Below are 16,217 nucleotides of genomic sequence, written 5' to 3'. Positions count from 1 at the left end.
ACAGATGTTGTCCCCCTAGGGGGGAAGACTGGCGAGAAACTGGTTGAGGTCTTCCACTAAGCGATTTAACTCTGCCTCCGTCGTCAGGCGAATGCGGTCATCGCGTACGGTCAATAGAACCTTGGCGGCGTAGGGGTTGGGCCAGAGATTGGGATTACAAAACACTTCGAGAAAGACTTCGCCCACGTGCTGATATTCCATGGCGGCTTGGGGAGGCGGAAGAGTCCCTCTACTCTTGGCGTTGGCAATCGCCCGCATCCGTTCCATTAAAGCCTGAATCTCTTGCCGTAGGGCCTCTGCTGCGTCTGGGGAGAAGCGAAAACTCACCGAGCCTTCGACCAAGTTAATCCGAATGCGATAGTCATCCATAGGCTCTGGCTGAACACAACTGTTGTCATTTGCTGTCATTATAGGTGTCCCTTCACAAAGGACAGGACTAGGGAGCCTCCTCCCCCTGTTGGGGATCTACGCCCTGAGCCACGAGATATTCATAGCGCAGTAGTTCCCAGCTCTGCTCTCCGTAGCGATCGCTAATGTGTTCACAGCAGCACTGAATGGCAAACTCATCCAGCTCCTCAGGCGTCACACCGTACAAATCCTCAAACACTTCTGGAGTGACGCGGCAAAAGCGGGGACGATTTTTATAGATACGGCAGCGGCGGCTCAGGGGGTCAAAGTGAATACACCAGCCATCGGCACCAATGAGGGATTGATAGAGGGCAAATTCTTCCTCATTGAGAATGGTCGGCACTTCTGAGCGATCGCTCAACTCAAGGTAACAGCAGGCACCACACCCCTGCATACATTGCCATTTTCGCATTGGGATCACGTTGAAGACAAAGCAACGGTTTCTGTTGATGTCACTGAATCGCTGGGCACCTCCTCCAGCCAAATTTGATCACCGCGAGGATCAACCCGACTCACCCGCACCAGCACCGATTCTCCCAGCTTTGCCTGCCGTTGAAAGCGCATGGCCAGTTCCACGCCCAAATCTTCCAACAGTACTAGCCCCAGTCCCTCCTCAGGACGCAACCAACGCAACAAAATGCCCCGCCACACCTCTTCGCGATGCCGCCGCAAGTACTCCAAGCACCAATAACGATTGGTTTGCCGCTCTACCAGCGAGGACTCCTGAACCGAAGACATCAGTCCCAATAAAATTTCATTGAGTTGTTCCGGGGTCAGGGGCGGCGTTTCCCCCCGCAGGTGGGCTTTGATCTGACGATGTGCCAATAGATCTGTGTAGCGGCGAATCGGGGAGGTCACCTGACAGTAGGCATCAAGACCCAGACTGGCATGGGGGCTGGCTTGGGTACTCATCTCACTGCGGGGCATACAGCGGCGAATGGCACAGTCACGGACAATACCCGCCGGCAATTGCAATAATTCTTCTTCTGGGGGCAGTTCTGGTGGCGATTGACTACGAAAGGGCAAGGGGATTCCCTCACGGGTGCCAAAATGGGCGGCCACTTCACCGGCAAGGATCATCATTTCTGCCACCAGTTGGCGGGCGGGTGAGTCATGGAGGGGCGAGATTTCCACCTCTTCTCCAGCTACTTTAATATTAGGTTCAGGAATGTTAATGCGAATGGCTCCCCGTTGCTGTCGCCACTCACTGCGCCGCTGTCCCCATTGGGCGATCGCCAGTAGATCTGCTTCGCCGGTGACCCCCTGTTCCAAAATCATGTCCACATCGTCATAGCTGAGGCGATAGGTGGGGCGGATCCAACTAGGGCAGATTTCGTACTCGAGCACTTCGCCGTTCTCAGCCAAAAGGATGCCAAAACTCAGGGCACAACAGGTTTGTCCCGCAACCAAGCTCATCGGACCTGTGGCCAATTCCGTGGGAAACATGGGAATCATGCCCGTGGGTAAATAAACGGTTGTGGCGCGGCGGCGAGCTTCCTGATCCAAGACATCATCCACCATCACCCAGCGGGTAGGATCGGCAATGTGAATCCACAGCTTTTGGCGATCGCCCACGATTTCGAGGCTAAGGCCATCGTCAATTTCTTGGGTACTTTCGTCGTCAATCGTATAGACCTTTAGATGGGTGAGATCGCGGCGCAGGGGAGCGTCAATGTCCGTGGGGGGTGAAGTGAGGCGTTCATGGGCCACAGCAAGTACCTTGGCAGAGAATTCAACGTCAATTTGACTACGGCGCAGGAACAGATTTTCGTGCTCTGACCAAAGGCCAAGATCCACCAGCAGTTGGAACGCCCCAAGGGGTTGGGTGGGACGCTTCAATTCACTGAGCAGATCAATAGCAGCTTGGTGTTGGGCACTCGGTTCAATGGCTATAGCATAACGTTCTAATTGCTCGAGGCGCTTGCGATCGCTCGCCGACCACACCACTGCTTCGCCCCTGAGGGCTTGCGCCACATGTTCCCGAAAGCTGGCTTCCTCCGCCAAGCGTTGGGCTTCCCGCTCACTTTGGTGTTTGAGTTCCGCCACTTGAGCTGCCGGCCGAGGTTCGTAGGCTTCCCCCTTGAGCTTGAAATAGAAGCGATCCTCACTGAGGAGGTAGTAGGCAGCATAGCAGGCCACCGCCGATCGCTCCGAAAAAAGCAGTTCCGCTAAATCTGCCGGTGTAATCGTGCGGTTTTCCTCACGGATAATTTCCCAAGCCACCTCTAAACTCTCCGCATCCAAGAGGGGCTGCACCTGCTGCCAAAATGTCGGAATCTCTTGGGGACGAAACCGCTCCTCCGGCACCGTAAAGGTCAGTTGGCGCGGGTGGACTGTGTGGGCTTGGAGATGCTGATCTATGGCAATCCAATGCTTTTTACCTTCGGGGCGATCGATCACCGCCAAGCGACGCTGGTTATTGACCCGAAATTCAATGAGGGTGCCTTTCTCCACGGCTGCCGTGCTGTACCATAACCTGACAATTATAAAGTTTATTGCCTCTTACTGAGCAGCAGGGGATAACCACAGTAGCGTTCCAAAAGGACAATGGCGACAATATCGTCAAGGGGACGGGGGGGCACTCGCAACCCTTTTGGAATCAACCGCTGCCAACCTTGGGGTGGAAAGAGTTGCCAATAGCGATCGCGAGCCTCGAGGGTGCTGTTGCGTTCATTTACTGAAATCACTGGAACAGCCAAAGCTGCTTGCAGTTGGTGTTGCCACTGCCGTGAGGTGGTTTGATTGCCCATAATCACCGCCTCAAATGGGTAGGCAGCATACCATTCTTGGACACAGGCGATCGCGCGATCGCTGGCCACCACTTCATGGCGCACCACTTCTTGACCAAGGGCAAGGGCTAAACCACACTTGTCCCGCCCCGGATCAAACCCCAACAAATACTTAGTGCGACTCATTTCCGTCATTTGCTAGAGTGGAGAAGTTATCCATTGGGAGCAATCGCCTCGTGAGCCTACCCGCTGCGACTATCCGTCGTCTGTTGAATGTACCGCAAATTGCTTCCCTTTGGGTGGGTGGTGGCCGCAGACTCGACAACAGCAGCGAGGAAGTCTTTTGTGCGGCTTGGCTCGATCCCACAGATCAGGCAGTACGCAGCATGGAGGTCGGTCAGTTTCCACCCAGCCCAGAGGAACTGATGCGGCTGTTGGTGCAGGCCATCGAACATCCCCGCCATCCCCAAGCTCAGCCCTGCCGTCCCTACACCATCATCGTTGATGACCGCGAGTTGCAGTTTTTCTTACGCGGTGTGGTTGCTCCTCTCGATATTCAGGTGGAGTATCAAGCCCACATTCCCCTTCTTGATGAATTTTTTGAATTCATTGCGGCGGAAGTAACCAGCGATGATGAAGATGTCGAGGTGCTCCCCCCTGAATATGTTTCCCTCTACAAACAGAAAATTAGAGAATTTGCCCAACTGGACATCTGGCGTCGCTTAGACAGTGTTACCCCCCTCAAACTCCACTGCGAGGCTTGGGACTCGCCCACCCTTTTTGCGGTACTGGTTAACCCCCAAGGAGCCAACCGTGACTTTGGTCTGATGCTCTACCGAGGGGAAGAGGCACTCCGCAACTTTTGGCAGCAGATTGATCAGGAGTATCCCTACATTGATGAAGAGGACGATGAACGCCTAGAGGAAACAGTTCTGCGCAACGATTGTCTCTTCTTGAATTTTTCCGAGGTTGACGAAGCGGATTTAGGCAACGATCTCTCTTTTGTCCTTAGGGGGCATACTTACACCATTGAACCGGGAGCCATCCATCCTTTGGAGGGCATGCGACCCTTTTACGCCCCTGAGGAAGCGGAAATGGTCTATGTGGCGATCGAGGCTCTAATCAAATTCTGGAAAAAGACCAAGAAACAGTTTGAGAAGGAGGAGTTCCCTGAACTAAACCTCGGCTTCAAGATTCCTTCACCCCGCCATTCTGCCCTTAGTTATCAGGTGCAAGTGGCAACAGCGCCACAGATGATGCCGGACATTGACAATGGCACTGAGGCGAGTGAATCACAGCGCCAGATTCCCATTGATACGGAAGCGATTCCTGGGGAGGCCTATGTCCTCTTTAAGTTGTTTCCTCCTAAAGAGCTACAGGAATTACAAACAGCCGTTTCCTACCATCAACGGGGAGAGATTCCCGAGGGGTTTGAGGGCTATCCCGTGTTGACGATTCAAACCAAAAAAGCAGCAGCGGAAGCGCTCGCCGCCAAAATTGCGGAGGAGGGCGGCATTCACCATCTGACGGTCTTTCCCCTCTCAGGACCGGAGCAAATAGTGATGCTCCTTGCCCAAACCAACGCCAATCATCTGTGGCTTTTGGATACCTTTGACCCCGAAAGTGGTTCACTGCTCCTCGACTGGATCAAGGAAGTCAATGAACTTGAGGGCGCCTGTGGCCTTGCTGTAGCCTATGGCATGACGGGCAAAACGCGGATGCAGCCAACCCTCAAGCAAATTGTGGGACTTTTTGAAACGTCCCTTGTATTTAGTTTTGTGGACACTCAACGTCCACCGACTCCTCAGCCTATTGAGATTTCTAAACGCTAGAGAACTGTGAAGTCTCTACGGATTCTACTGCTTCAGGCACGGGGCGATCGCACCACACAGCAAGAGGAATTGGCAGAATTTATCCGCTTTAGTGGCCTAGCCGCCGAGCAATTTACGGTGCTCAATGGCTTTGAGTGTGATGACTTTACCCCCGACTGTCTGCAAGGCTTTGATGCCCTTTTTATCGGTGGCTCCAGTGATGCCACGGTGCTCAAGCCAGAAATCTATCGCTTTGTGCCGCCCGCAATGGACTTAATTTTGACCTGTATTGAGCAGGAGATACCGGTCTTGGCCTCTTGCTTTGGCTTTCAATTGGCGGTGCAGGCCCTAGGGGGGCAGGTGATTGTGGATCGCAAGGCCATGGAAATGGGCACCTATCCTTTGTATCTCACCCCGGCGGGGGTTGCGGATCCATTGTTTACTGGCTTTCCCAATCCCTTTTTGGCGATTTCTGGACATCAGGAACGCGCCTTGACGCTGCCCAAGGGAGCTGTCTTACTGGCCTACAGTGAGTTGTGTCCCTACCATGCCTTTCGGTTGGAGGGCAAGCCCTTCTACGCCTTTCAGTTTCATCCTGAGGTGGACGATCGCGACCTGATTGCCCGCATTAGTCGCTATTGCGATCGCTATAAATTGGGCACTGCCGAACTGGAAAAACTCAAGCAAACAGCCCGTCCCACCCCCTACGCCAATCAATTGATCCGCCGCTTTGTTGAGGTGGTGCTAGGCTATATCTAGCTACATTAAAAGTCAAGCTCCTTGAGCTCATTTCTTCGGTGGCTGTCCATCATAAACTTTATGTGCAACTAAAACTGAGTCGGCAGTGTATGGCTAGCGCTATGCAAGCTAAGATAGTGCATTGGAGCTTTGATTGGCAGCTGGAGCTACGTGTGGCTTAGAATGTTAAGTCTTGTTGTGGGATTCAACACCACAATTTAGCTTGGTAGCTCCGTCATTTTAATGCGGGGCGGAAAAGCCCTACAACGACTTTAGTCGTGGGAGTATCTCAAAATAGAGAGAGAGACCTAAATTTGGTGAAAAAACCGAACGGTGAAATAGAAAAGTAGAGGCAACTTTCAGGTTTGACCTGAGAGGAGTCAGTAGAGGCGTCTTGACAGCGCCATTACGAGTTCGATTGTGGACTGCGTAAGAATCCCCCAAATTCATTCGGCGAGAGCGTCAATTCTGGCTATGTCGTGCATACCCTTGAGGCCTCATTGTGGTGTCTCTTGACTAGTCAATCCTATTTGGAGGCGGTGCTGAAGGCAGTCAACTTGGGGGGTGATACCGATACAACAGCAACAGTGACAGGCGGCATTGCTGCGCTTGTCTTTGAGCTTGGCGATGTGCCTGCGGATTGGTGGCAGACCTTGGCACGCTACCAAGACATCGTGGCCTTGGGGCAGCGGCTTGGCCAATCCATCTCAGAAAACTAAAGAAATTTTTTCAGGGGCAAGTGCATAGTAGCCATCTCGCCACAAGATAACAAAATAGGGAAAATCTGATTTTTTTGATTGCTTCATGTCGCACCCTCGTCGCCTCATTGAGTCCCGCTTGCCCCTACAACCCATCTCCGAGGCCTCCGCCCGCGAAAAGTCCATTCGCCACGGCCACATTTCTACGCTCCACATCTGGTGGACTAGAAAACCCCTAACAGCTAGTCGAGCAGCAGTCTTTGCCACACTGGTGCCAGATACTGACGAAAACTACAAGCTGGTGGAGGCGATTGTCCCTTGGGAGGCGGTTAAAGATGGCAACACCCCGGCCATTGAGAAGGCGCGGCAGCAAATTTTAGAAGCTTTTGGTGGTACACCCCCACGGGTATTGGATCTCTTTGCCGGGGGTGGGGCGATTCCCCTTGAGGCCTTGCGCTTGGGCTGTGAAACCTATGCCGTGGATTTGAATCCTGTAGCCTATTTGCTGCTGAAAGGGACACTGGAATACCCCCAACGCTATGGCCAGCCCAATAGCCGTGCGATTCCTGAATACATTCGCGCCCGTGATGCCCAAAACCGCACCCAACAATCTTTGCTGCTCAGTGGTGAGACGGGGGAATGGCAGCAGGCCTATGCCCAAAATCCCTTGGCCACGGAAGTGCGTTATTGGGGCGAGTGGGTATTGGAGCGAGCACGCTCAGAACTAGCGGACTTTTATCCAGTAGATGGCGATGGCAAGACGCCGCTAGCCTATCTCTGGGCACGGACAGTGACGTGTACGAACCCCACCTGTCGAGCCGAAGTCCCGCTTGTGCGCCAATGGTGGCTAGCGAAAAAAGAGAAAAAGCGCCTTGCCCTCAAACCCTGCGTGGATACAGCAACGAAAACCATCACCTTTGATGTGGTGGAAGTCCCTGCGGGAGCCACTTGGCCAGAGGAGGGCACGATGCAACGCGACAATGCCAAGTGCCCAATTTGTGGTTCTGTTGCTGAGGGGAAGTACCTGCGCCGCCAAGGCTGTGAAGGCAAAATGGGGCAAAGACTGTTAGCCGTTGTGCTGTCGAGTGAAGGCAGAGAAGGGAAAACCTATCGTGTTGCTACCCAAGCAGATTACAACAGGTTTCTTTTAGCTAGTCAGCAATTACAGAAGACTCAGACCCAAGTTTCTTTGAACAACCTATCTGCCATTCCTGAAGAACCAATTTTGGAGTGGTCGGGTGTTTTCAATGCGCCATTGTACGGAATGAAGAGATGGGGAGACCTCTTTAACGCGCGGCAAGCCTTGGCCTTGGTCACGTTTGCCCAGTGGGTTCGCGCTGCCCACACGGAAATGCTGCAACAGGGCATGGAGGAGGAGTTCGCAAAGGCAGTCACAACCTACTTGAGCCTAATTCTTGATCGTGTGATTGACAAAAATGCTTCCATTGTTGTTTGGGACAACACACGGGATAACCCAACTCACGTTTTCTCGCGTCAAGCTCTACCCATGGTTTGGGATTATGCGGAAATTAATCCCTTAATTAATAATGGTTGGCCTAACGCAGCTCAGTGGGTTTGGTTCTCTATTCAATCGCTTTCTTTTGCAAGTATCTTGCCTGTTACTGTAAAACGCGCAACTGCCACATCTCTTCCCTTTGCCGACAACTTCTTTGATGCCATTGTCACCGATCCCCCCTACTACGATGCTGTGCCCTATGCTGACCTCTCGGACTTTTTCTATGTCTGGCTGCGGCGCACCGTCGGGCATCTCTATCCAGAGCACTTTCGCACCCCCCTCACCCCCAAAGGCCAAGAAATTGTCCAAAATCCCGTCCGCCACAGTGGTGACAACGACAAGGCCAAAGCTTTCTTTGAAACCATGATGCAGCAGGCCTTTCAGGAAATGCACCGCGTCCTCAAACCACGGGGAAAAGCCACCATTGTCTTTGCCCACAAAAGCACCGATGCTTGGGAAACCCTGATTAGCGCCCTCATTGCCGCTGGCTTTCAGGTGCAAGCCTCATGGCCACTGCATACAGAAATGCAAACACGCCTACGGGCACGCAACTCAGCGGCACTGGCCTCTTCAACATTCCTCAGTTGCACCAAGCGGGAGGGTGGTCAGCGGGGCTTGTTCACCAGTGTGCGCAATCAGATGCAAGCGTCGATTCGGCCTCGCCTAGAGCAGTTTTGGCAAGCGGGGATTCGTGGCGCGGACTTTTTCATGTCGGCGATCGGCCCAGGGCTAGAGGCCTACAGTGCCTACGATGTGGTGCAACGTGCCGATGGTCGGGCAGTCACCGTGGGCGAACTCTTGATGGAGGTACGCAAAATTGTGCTGGAGTTTGCCCTTGAGCAGGTGCTGGGGACAACAAGTGTCGCTGATGTGGATAGCCCGACGCAATTTGCCCTCTTGGCACTGTGGGCCTATGGCAATGAGTTGCCCTCCGATGAAGCCCGCAAGCTGGCCCAAAGTACCGGGGTGGAGTTGAGTGAGCTGGGCAGTCTAGTGCAGATCAAGGGAGAAAAGACCCTCTTGCCCAGTGCCAAGGAACGCAGCCAAAAGGACAAGAACTTTGGGTTTGGTGAGGCGGTACCCATCATTGATGCCCTGCATCGGTCACTGTTGCTGCTGCCAGAGGAAGGCCGCGAGGGGGTTGCCAAGTACCTCGACGAGGTGGGGTATCTTCAGCAGCCGAGTTTTTGGGTGGTGACCCAAGCCCTTGCCGATATTCTCGATGACCGTTTGCTCCATGAATTCCTCGCCTATCGCGAAAGTCTGCCGCAACTGATTCAACCTGATCAAGGACAACTCAGCCTATGAATAGTCAACTTGCCGATGCTTTCAAACTTTATGCCAATCATGTCTGTCCCTTTGTGGTGGACAAGCTCAAAGCCCACTATGGCGAAGGCCGCGCTTGGTTTGAAGCCTATTTGCAAAGCCTCAGTGAGCGCCGCCGCGAAAATGTTCTCCAAGAACTCGAGAAGGGCACACTTCCCGAAGAGGTGGTGGATATTACCCATCTCAAGGATGTCTTCCTTGGCCAGCGGGAGGTTTTCCGCGATACCTTTAAGCGCCATGCAAGAGTCGTGGCTTGGGTCGATGAAATTGTTGAAGTCCGTAATTTGTGGGCACATCAAGATGACATTCGGCCAGAGGATAGCTACCGCACCCTCGACTCCATTGCCCGCATTCTAGAGATCATTGGCGCGACAGAGGCAGCAATCACCGTCAAAGCCCTGCGAGATGGCCAAACCCGTCCTGCAGCGCCTTCCACTCCCACGTTTAACCATCTGCCCTCGTGGTGGCACATTGCCACACCCCATGCCGACATTCGAGCAGGGCAATTTGATGAAAGTACCTTTGCTGCCAAGCTGGATGATGTGGTGGCCGGGACGGCTGGCTTTGAGTACAACAACCCCCAAGAATTTTTCCGCAAAACCTACCTCACCCGTGAACTGCGTGCCCTGCTCCAGGATGTGCTGCGGCGACTCCAAGGCAAGGGCGGAGAGGCGGTGGTACAGCTGCGGACACCCTTTGGGGGTGGTAAAACCCATGCCCTGATTGCCCTCTATCATCTCCTTGCCCATCGAGCGGCAGTCAATGATCTACCCGTGATCCAAGATTTACTAGAAAAGAATGAGATTCCCACCGCCAAGGTAGCCGTCTTGGTGGGCACCGATCTCTCACCGCAGAAGCACACCCTCTGGGGAGAATTGGCTCGGCAATTGGGGGGTGAAGACGGGTATGCCCTTGTGGCCGCCGCCGATCGCGAGCGTATTTCCCCCAGCAAAGAACCCCTGCGAGAACTCTTCCGCCAGTGGGGCCCTGCCTTGATCCTCATGGATGAAATCTTGGTCTATCAGGTGAAGGCCGCCGGTGTGCGGGTTGGCGAAACCACCCTCCAAGCCCAAACCTTTGCCTTTTTGCAAGAACTGAGTGAGGTGGTGGGCAGTACCTCCGATACGACGTTGGTACTCACCTTCCCTGAATCCCACCTAGAGTATTACGACCAAGAGGGGGCTGCGGAGGCCTTTGCTCGCCTTGAAAATATCTTTGGCCGTGTGCAGGCGGTGCGCGTCCCTGTCCAAGGGGAAGAGATCTACGAAGTAATTCGCCGACGCCTCTTTGAGCAGGTGGATGAGAGGGGGGTAGAGGCGGTGATCAATCGCTATGTCAATCTCTACCGCGCCACCAAAGGTCTCTATGAGGATGCCTATCGCCCTGAATATCACCAGCAGTTGCGACGCGCCTTTCCCTTTCATCCCGAATTGATTCGTACCCTGTATGAACGCTGGGGCACGCTGCAGGGGTTTCAACGCACGCGGGGGGTGTTGCGCCTCTTGGCACGGGTGGTCGAGGAAAACTACCGATCGCCCATTGCTCGTCCCTTGATTGGCCTTGGCGACATTCACTTTGAAAATCCTGATTTGCGGGCGATGGTCGTCAGTGTCCTACGGGAGGCCAATTGGGAAGCGGTGATTACCAGCGACATTATCGGCAAGGCCGCCCAGAGCGATCGCGACCACAGCGGCGAACAGGCTCGCCAACGCATCGCTCAAACAGTGGCAACCGCCATTTTCATGTACAGCCACTCCGGGGGTGCCCACGAAGGGATGCCCAAACCCCTGCTTGACTTGGCCTTGATGGCACCGGAGGCCATTAGCCGCGAACTCATTAGCGATGCCCTCGAAAAACTGCGCGCCAAACTCTTTTACCTCTATGAAGAAAACGGTCGCTTCCTCTTTCGCGCCCAACCCAACCTCAACGCCGTGTTGACCAATGAAATGGCAAGTGTGTCTGAGATGGCTATTCGCGAGAAGCTGCGGGAGTATGTTGCCGAGGTTGCGGGGCGTGGAGAACTGCGCCCGATTGTTTGGCCCTATGAACCCCGTGATGTGACAGACGATCGCAGCCTCAAGCTGGTTCTTTACAGCCCAGACCCAGACTATAGTGGAGAACAGTTTCGCCAGCTCATTCAACAACAGGCCACTGGCTCGCCGCGGCTGTACAAAAACACCCTGCTGCACCTGCACCCTCGACGAGAAACTTGGGCACGGGTTGAACAGGAAGCCCGCCGTGAACTCGCCCTCGAAGCAATTCGTGCCAACCTCCAGAGCACCTTGGCGCCCTCACAGCAAACGGAATTGCGCGATCGCCTCCAACAAGTGAAATCCGCCCTGCCCAACCTTGTCCGTGCGAGCTACAGTGAGTTCGCCAGAGCCACAGATGCCAAGGGAACCTTCCTCACGGAGCCCATCCAAGCCTACGTGCAGACCTCTTCAACCCTCGTGCAGGCAGTGGTCAAGATCCTCGAGCGGGACGATTTGCTCCCCAACGCCCTTGATCCTGCCCTGATGGTACAAGCCTATGGTCTGTGGCCAGAGGAAGAGAACTTTTTGCCCCTTGGCACGCTGCGGGATTACTTTTTCCGGCTGCCCGGCCTGCCCATGCTCAAGGATCAAAAAATTATTGCCGAAGCCGTGATTCAAGGAGTGAGGATGGGGCTATTTACCCTTGGCCTCAAGGACGGCGAGCGTGTTTCCCAGATCTGGGATAAAGACCAACCGCCCAGCCTAGGGGACATTCAGTGGATAGACAATTGTGTCCTCGCCCGTCCGGGGGTGTTGCAACGCCCTGAAGCTCAGGAGGATAGAGCCAAGCCTAATCAAGGAGGCACAGGTCAAATCTACGAACCCACGGATCCAACAGAACAGCAAACGTGGCAAGATGCCCCGACAACAGGTTATGCCACGGCAATCAGGCGGCTGCGGATTCACCTAGAACCGGTGGAAATGCCCCAAGTTCCTGCCCTTGTTGATTTACTACAAGCCCTCAAGGATGCTGGCGGCACTGTGACATTGAGAGCCGAACTGGTTACTGAAAGTACCACTGGCCTCGACAAGAGTAAGCTGGCGCTAGTCGTCAAGGAACTACTTGCCCAACACGGCTTTGGCTACGACTGGCACGAAGAAAACTAAGGCTCAGGCGCTGAAATATTTGGCAGTGGGGTGGTAGCAGATGATTGCCGTCGTGGATTGCTCAGGGTAGAGCTGTTCACTCTCGTCCATATACATCCCCATGCGATCGCTCTGGAGGAGTCGGAGCAGCGTATATTGATCCTGCATATTGGGGCAGGCAGGATAGCCAAAGCTGTAGCGGGAGCCTTGGTAGCGCTGGGCAAGAATATCGCGAATCGACTCTGGATCGGGAGTGCAGCCCAATTCGCGGCGAATGCGGGCATGACACCACTCCGCAAGGGCTTCAGCGGTTTGCACCGCCATGCCATGGAAGTAGAGGTAGTCACTGTATTGATTAGTAGCAAATAGCTGCTGTGCCACTTGGGTGGCAATTTCACCAACAGTGACCGCCTGCATCGGAAATACATCAATGATGCCCGATTCTACAGGGGCAAAGAAGTCAGCAATACAGAGACGGCGACCTTGCTTCTGGCGGGGGAAGGTAAACTGGGCGATCGCTCGCTCAGGGACGCAGGCACTTTTGTCACCGACCTGCTGCGGATCGTAGAGATAGACCGTGTTACCTTCACTTTGGCAGGGAAAGTAGCCATAAATGAGTTCGGGATGGAGCAGGTTTTCAGCGAGGATGCGCTGTTTCCATTCCTCAAGGATGGGATAGACTTTCTCGGCAAGAAAGGCCTCGTAGGCGGCGCGGTCTTGATCCTTGGGTTTGCGAAACTGCCACTGGCCCACAATCAGGGCTTGGAGATCCAGATAGGCAAAGACCTCTGACAGGGGAATCTGATCGGCTTTGAGGTGACAAGTGCCCCAGAAGGGCGGGGTAGGCCGAGGAATCTCCACCGCAACCGCTTCAGAGCGACGGGTATCAACCACCTCTGGTACCTCTGGTTCCACAACTGGGGTGGATTCGGGGGCGATCGCTGGCGTGCTCACTTCCTCTAGAGATGGGGTAGGGGTACCATCCAAAAATCCCCGGCGATCGTCCCATTGCCCTGCGGCCTTAGCACTCATCAGCCGATCCATAAAATGCAAATCGGCAAAGGCATCCTTACCGTAGATCACTTGACCGTGGTAGGTGGACTGGCAATCCTCATAGACAAATTTGGGTGTTAACGCTGCCCCCCCCAAAATCACCGGCACTGTAATGCCGCGTTCATTAAAGACCTCGAGGTTTTCCTTCATAAAAGCGGTGGATTTCACCAAGAGGCCACTCATGGCAATGCAATCTGCCTGATGCTCTTCATAGGCTTGGATGATATTTTCGACGGGTTGCTTAATCCCCAAGTTAATCACCCGATAGCCGTTGTTGGTGAGGATAATATCCACCAAGTTTTTGCCAATATCATGGACATCCCCCTTCACCGTGGCAATGACGACAGTGCCCTTGGCGGTACCCCCCTTGGCGGATTTCTCCATAAAGGGTTCGAGGTAGGCAACCGCGGCCTTCATCGTTTCTGCCGACTGCAAAACAAAGGGCAGCTGCATCTGTCCAGAGCCAAAGAGTTCGCCCACCACCCTCATGCCATCGAGCAAGAACGTATTGATAATTTCTAGGGGGGGATAGGTTTCAAGGGCTTTGGCCAAAGTTTCCTCCAAGCCAAGGCGATCGCCATCAATAATGTGGCGTTTGAGTCGCTCCTCAATGGGTAGGTTCTCCACCTGCGAGCGATCCTGTTTGGTGGTTTTGCCCTCAAAGAGACGGGTCAGTTCCGCAAGGGGGTCATAAACGCACACCTCCCCCTCAAATCGCCGCCGGTCATAGATGAGATCCCGGCATACTTCTTGGTGCTCTGGCTCAATTTTGGCCAAGGGGAGAATCTTGGCAGCACTGACAATGGCCGCATCCATCCCCGCTTGCATGGCCTCATGGAGAAACATCGAGTTGAGGACTTGGCGAGCCGCCGGGTTCAAACCAAAGGAGATATTCGAGACCCCCAGCAAAATATGACAGTCGGGCAGTTCAGCGCGGATACGACCAATGGCCGCAATCGTTTCCCGACCGTTGACCCGATCCGCCTCAATCCCTGTAGAAATCGGTAGAGCCAAGGGGTCAAAAAAAATCTCGTAGGGGGGAATCCCGTAGTCAAGGGCAGCCCTATAGGCACGCTGGGCAATGGCAAACTTTTTCTCGGCCGTCCGCGCCATCCCCTCCTCATCAATGGTGCCGACAACAACGCCGGCACCATAGGTTTTCGCCAGTTCCAAGACTTTATAAAAGCGGGGTTCACCATCCTCAAAGTTAGTGGAGTTGAGCAGGCATTTGCCCCCCGCCACCTTTAAGCCGGCCTCCATCTTTTGCCACTCCGTAGAGTCGAGCATGAGGGGCAGGGTGACATTGGTAACCAGTCGCGAGACCAACTCGCGCATATCCCGCACGCCATCGCGCCCCACATAGTCCACATTGACATCGAGGATGTGGGCACCTTCACGCACTTGGGCACGGGCAAGGGCAACGAGGCCATCCCAATCTTCGGCATTGAGGAGATCGCGGCATTTTTTCGAGCCACTGGCATTGAGTCGCTCACCAATAATCAGGAAGGAATTCTCTTGGTCGTAGGGCTGAGGGCTGTAAATCGAGGCGGCAGCAGGAATCCGTTGGGGCGATCGCGCCTTGGGGGTCAAGGTCGCTGCAATCTCCGCCAGAGCGGCAATATGATCCGGCCGAGTACCACAACAGCCGCCAATCACTTGCACCCCAAAGTCTTCGACAAAGCGGGTCAGGGCCAGCCGCAATTCCATCGGCGTCAATTTATAGTGGGCGTGGCCACCGATATTCTCAGGCAAGCCGGCATTGGGAATACAGGAAATCACAAAGGGAGAGTGCTGCGAGAGGTAGCGGATATGCTCCGTCATTAGGTCAGGGCCAGTGGCGCAGTTGAGTCCTAAAATATCAATGGGATAGGGTTCAAGAATCGTCAGGGCAGCGCCAATTTCCGAGCCAACAAGCATCGTGCCCTGTTGCTCCATCGTTACCGAGACCATCAGCGGTCGGCGTTCTCCCCGCTCTCGCAAGACAGCCATCACCCCATTGAGCGCTGCTTTGATTTGCAGCACGTCTTGGCAGGTTTCAATAATAAATAGATCAACTCCGCCGTCAAAAAGGCCTGCCGCTTGCTCGCGAAAAGCCGTGTAGAGGGTGTCGTAGTCAATGTGGCCAAGGGTGGGGAGTTTGGTGCCCGGTCCCATCGAGCCAGCAACAAAGCGGGGTTTTTCGGGAGTGCTAAATTCAGCGGCCACGGACTTGGCCAGTTCAGCAGCTTTCTTGCTAATTTCGTAGGCGCGATCGCCCAAATTGTACTCACTGAGAACAATCGAGGATGAGCCAAAAGTATCCGTTTCAATGACATCCGCCCCCGCTGCCAAAAAATCACGATGCACCTTGGCCACCGCCTCTGGCTTACTGATGACCAGATATTCATTGCAGCCTTCGTACTCCTTGCCACCAAAGTCTTCTGCCGTCAGGTTTTGTGCCTGAAGATTCGTGCCCATTGCGCCGTCAAAGACAATCACGCGCCGGGGTTCTGCATGAAGATACTCAAGAAACGACATAGACATCCACCAAGGCCAGCCGATTTGCACCAGAGGGTTCTTCTGATTTTAATCTGTCGGAGCAAGGTACAGCCCTTTTCCCAAGGATGACACTGACAGCTAAGCCTTGACGCCTCTTGCCACAAAAATAGGGGTGCTGAAAAACCAGAATCCAACACCCCCCTCAAAGAAATTGACTAGTGAACCTATTTTTGATGACAGTATTTCTCTACTCTTCCTACCAAAACCAATGTTGACGCATGGCTGTTAGAAAATCGTCGTCAACGGGATAGCCCGACGCAGAACCGATCACAGAATCAATA

General features: G+C 54.0%; 10 protein-coding genes. 5 read left to right on the top strand and 5 right to left on the bottom strand.

All coding sequences use genetic code 11. From position 1 onward, the window contains the following. Window positions 1-15: 15 nt before the first annotated feature. The 4 genes from NBE99_RS01225 to NBE99_RS01210 are packed head-to-tail and all read right to left on the bottom strand — an operon-like array spanning window position 16 to window position 3,332. On the bottom strand, window positions 16-408 hold the full coding sequence (locus NBE99_RS01225; RefSeq protein WP_250682706.1) for a hypothetical protein: 393 nt from the start codon (window positions 406-408) through the stop codon (window positions 16-18). A gap of 28 nt (window positions 409-436) precedes the next feature. Further along, window positions 437-820, bottom strand: coding sequence for a YkgJ family cysteine cluster protein (locus NBE99_RS01220; protein WP_250682705.1), 384 nt, complete (start codon window positions 818-820; stop codon window positions 437-439). Between the two features lie 5 nt (window positions 821-825). Next, complete coding sequence (locus tag NBE99_RS01215; RefSeq protein WP_250682704.1) at window positions 826-2,862, bottom strand: ribonuclease catalytic domain-containing protein; 2,037 nt, start codon at window positions 2,860-2,862, stop codon at window positions 826-828. A 38-nt stretch (window positions 2,863-2,900) separates the two neighbouring features. After that, the gene (locus tag NBE99_RS01210; RefSeq protein ID WP_250682703.1) at window positions 2,901-3,332 is read right to left on the bottom strand and encodes a resolvase; all 432 of its coding nucleotides are present in this window, start codon (window positions 3,330-3,332) and stop codon (window positions 2,901-2,903) included. A 41-nt stretch (window positions 3,333-3,373) separates the two neighbouring features. Here NBE99_RS01210 and NBE99_RS01205 point away from each other — a divergent pair, with 41 nt between their 5' ends. The 5 genes from NBE99_RS01205 to NBE99_RS01185 all read left to right on the top strand — a co-directional run bounded on the left by NBE99_RS01205 (window position 3,374) and on the right by NBE99_RS01185 (window position 12,366). Then, entirely contained in the window at window positions 3,374-4,969 is a 1,596-nt protein-coding gene (locus tag NBE99_RS01205; RefSeq protein ID WP_250682702.1) for a DUF6930 domain-containing protein, read from the top strand. A gap of 6 nt (window positions 4,970-4,975) precedes the next feature. Continuing rightward, window positions 4,976-5,707, top strand: coding sequence for a type 1 glutamine amidotransferase (locus NBE99_RS01200; protein WP_250682701.1), 732 nt, complete (start codon window positions 4,976-4,978; stop codon window positions 5,705-5,707). Between the two features lie 458 nt (window positions 5,708-6,165). Continuing rightward, on the top strand, window positions 6,166-6,405 hold the full coding sequence (locus NBE99_RS01195; protein WP_250682700.1) for an ADP-ribosylglycohydrolase family protein: 240 nt from the start codon (window positions 6,166-6,168) through the stop codon (window positions 6,403-6,405). Window positions 6,406-6,490: 85 nt separating this feature from the next. Then, window positions 6,491-9,208, top strand: coding sequence for a DUF1156 domain-containing protein (locus NBE99_RS01190; RefSeq protein WP_250682699.1), 2,718 nt, complete (start codon window positions 6,491-6,493; stop codon window positions 9,206-9,208). Next, window positions 9,205-12,366 (top strand): DUF499 domain-containing protein, encoded by a 3,162-nt coding sequence (locus tag NBE99_RS01185; RefSeq protein WP_250682698.1) that lies wholly within the window; start codon window positions 9,205-9,207, stop codon window positions 12,364-12,366. Before NBE99_RS01190 ends, NBE99_RS01185 begins: the two co-directional genes overlap by 4 nt. 3 nt (window positions 12,367-12,369) lie before the next feature. Here the strand turns inward: NBE99_RS01185 and metH are convergent, their stop codons facing one another. Beyond that, window positions 12,370-15,921, bottom strand: a complete 3,552-nt coding sequence (metH, locus tag NBE99_RS01180; protein ID WP_250682697.1) for a methionine synthase — start codon at window positions 15,919-15,921, stop codon at window positions 12,370-12,372. Window positions 15,922-16,217: the final 296 nt, after the last annotated feature.

This window comes from Thermosynechococcus sp. HN-54 (assembly GCF_023650955.1).
GTDB lineage: Bacteria > Cyanobacteriota > Cyanobacteriia > Thermosynechococcales > Thermosynechococcaceae > Thermosynechococcus.
The sequence above is the reverse complement of the archived record's forward strand: the minus strand, read 5'-3'. Positions and strand labels throughout refer to the sequence as shown.

Bases quoted from the DNA above. Each gene is read 5' to 3' on its own strand.
- NBE99_RS01185 (WP_250682698.1), top strand. From the start codon at position 9,205: ATGAATAGTCAACTTGCCGATGCTTTCAAACTTTATGCCAATCATGTC.
- NBE99_RS01220 (WP_250682705.1), bottom strand. From the start codon at position 820: ATGCGAAAATGGCAATGTATGCAGGGGTGTGGTGCCTGCTGTTACCTT.
- metH (WP_250682697.1), bottom strand. From the start codon at position 15,921: ATGTCTATGTCGTTTCTTGAGTATCTTCATGCAGAACCCCGGCGCGTG.
- NBE99_RS01210 (WP_250682703.1), bottom strand. From the start codon at position 3,332: ATGACGGAAATGAGTCGCACTAAGTATTTGTTGGGGTTTGATCCGGGG.
- NBE99_RS01225 (WP_250682706.1), bottom strand. From the start codon at position 408: ATGACAGCAAATGACAACAGTTGTGTTCAGCCAGAGCCTATGGATGAC.
- NBE99_RS01190 (WP_250682699.1), top strand. From the start codon at position 6,491: ATGTCGCACCCTCGTCGCCTCATTGAGTCCCGCTTGCCCCTACAACCC.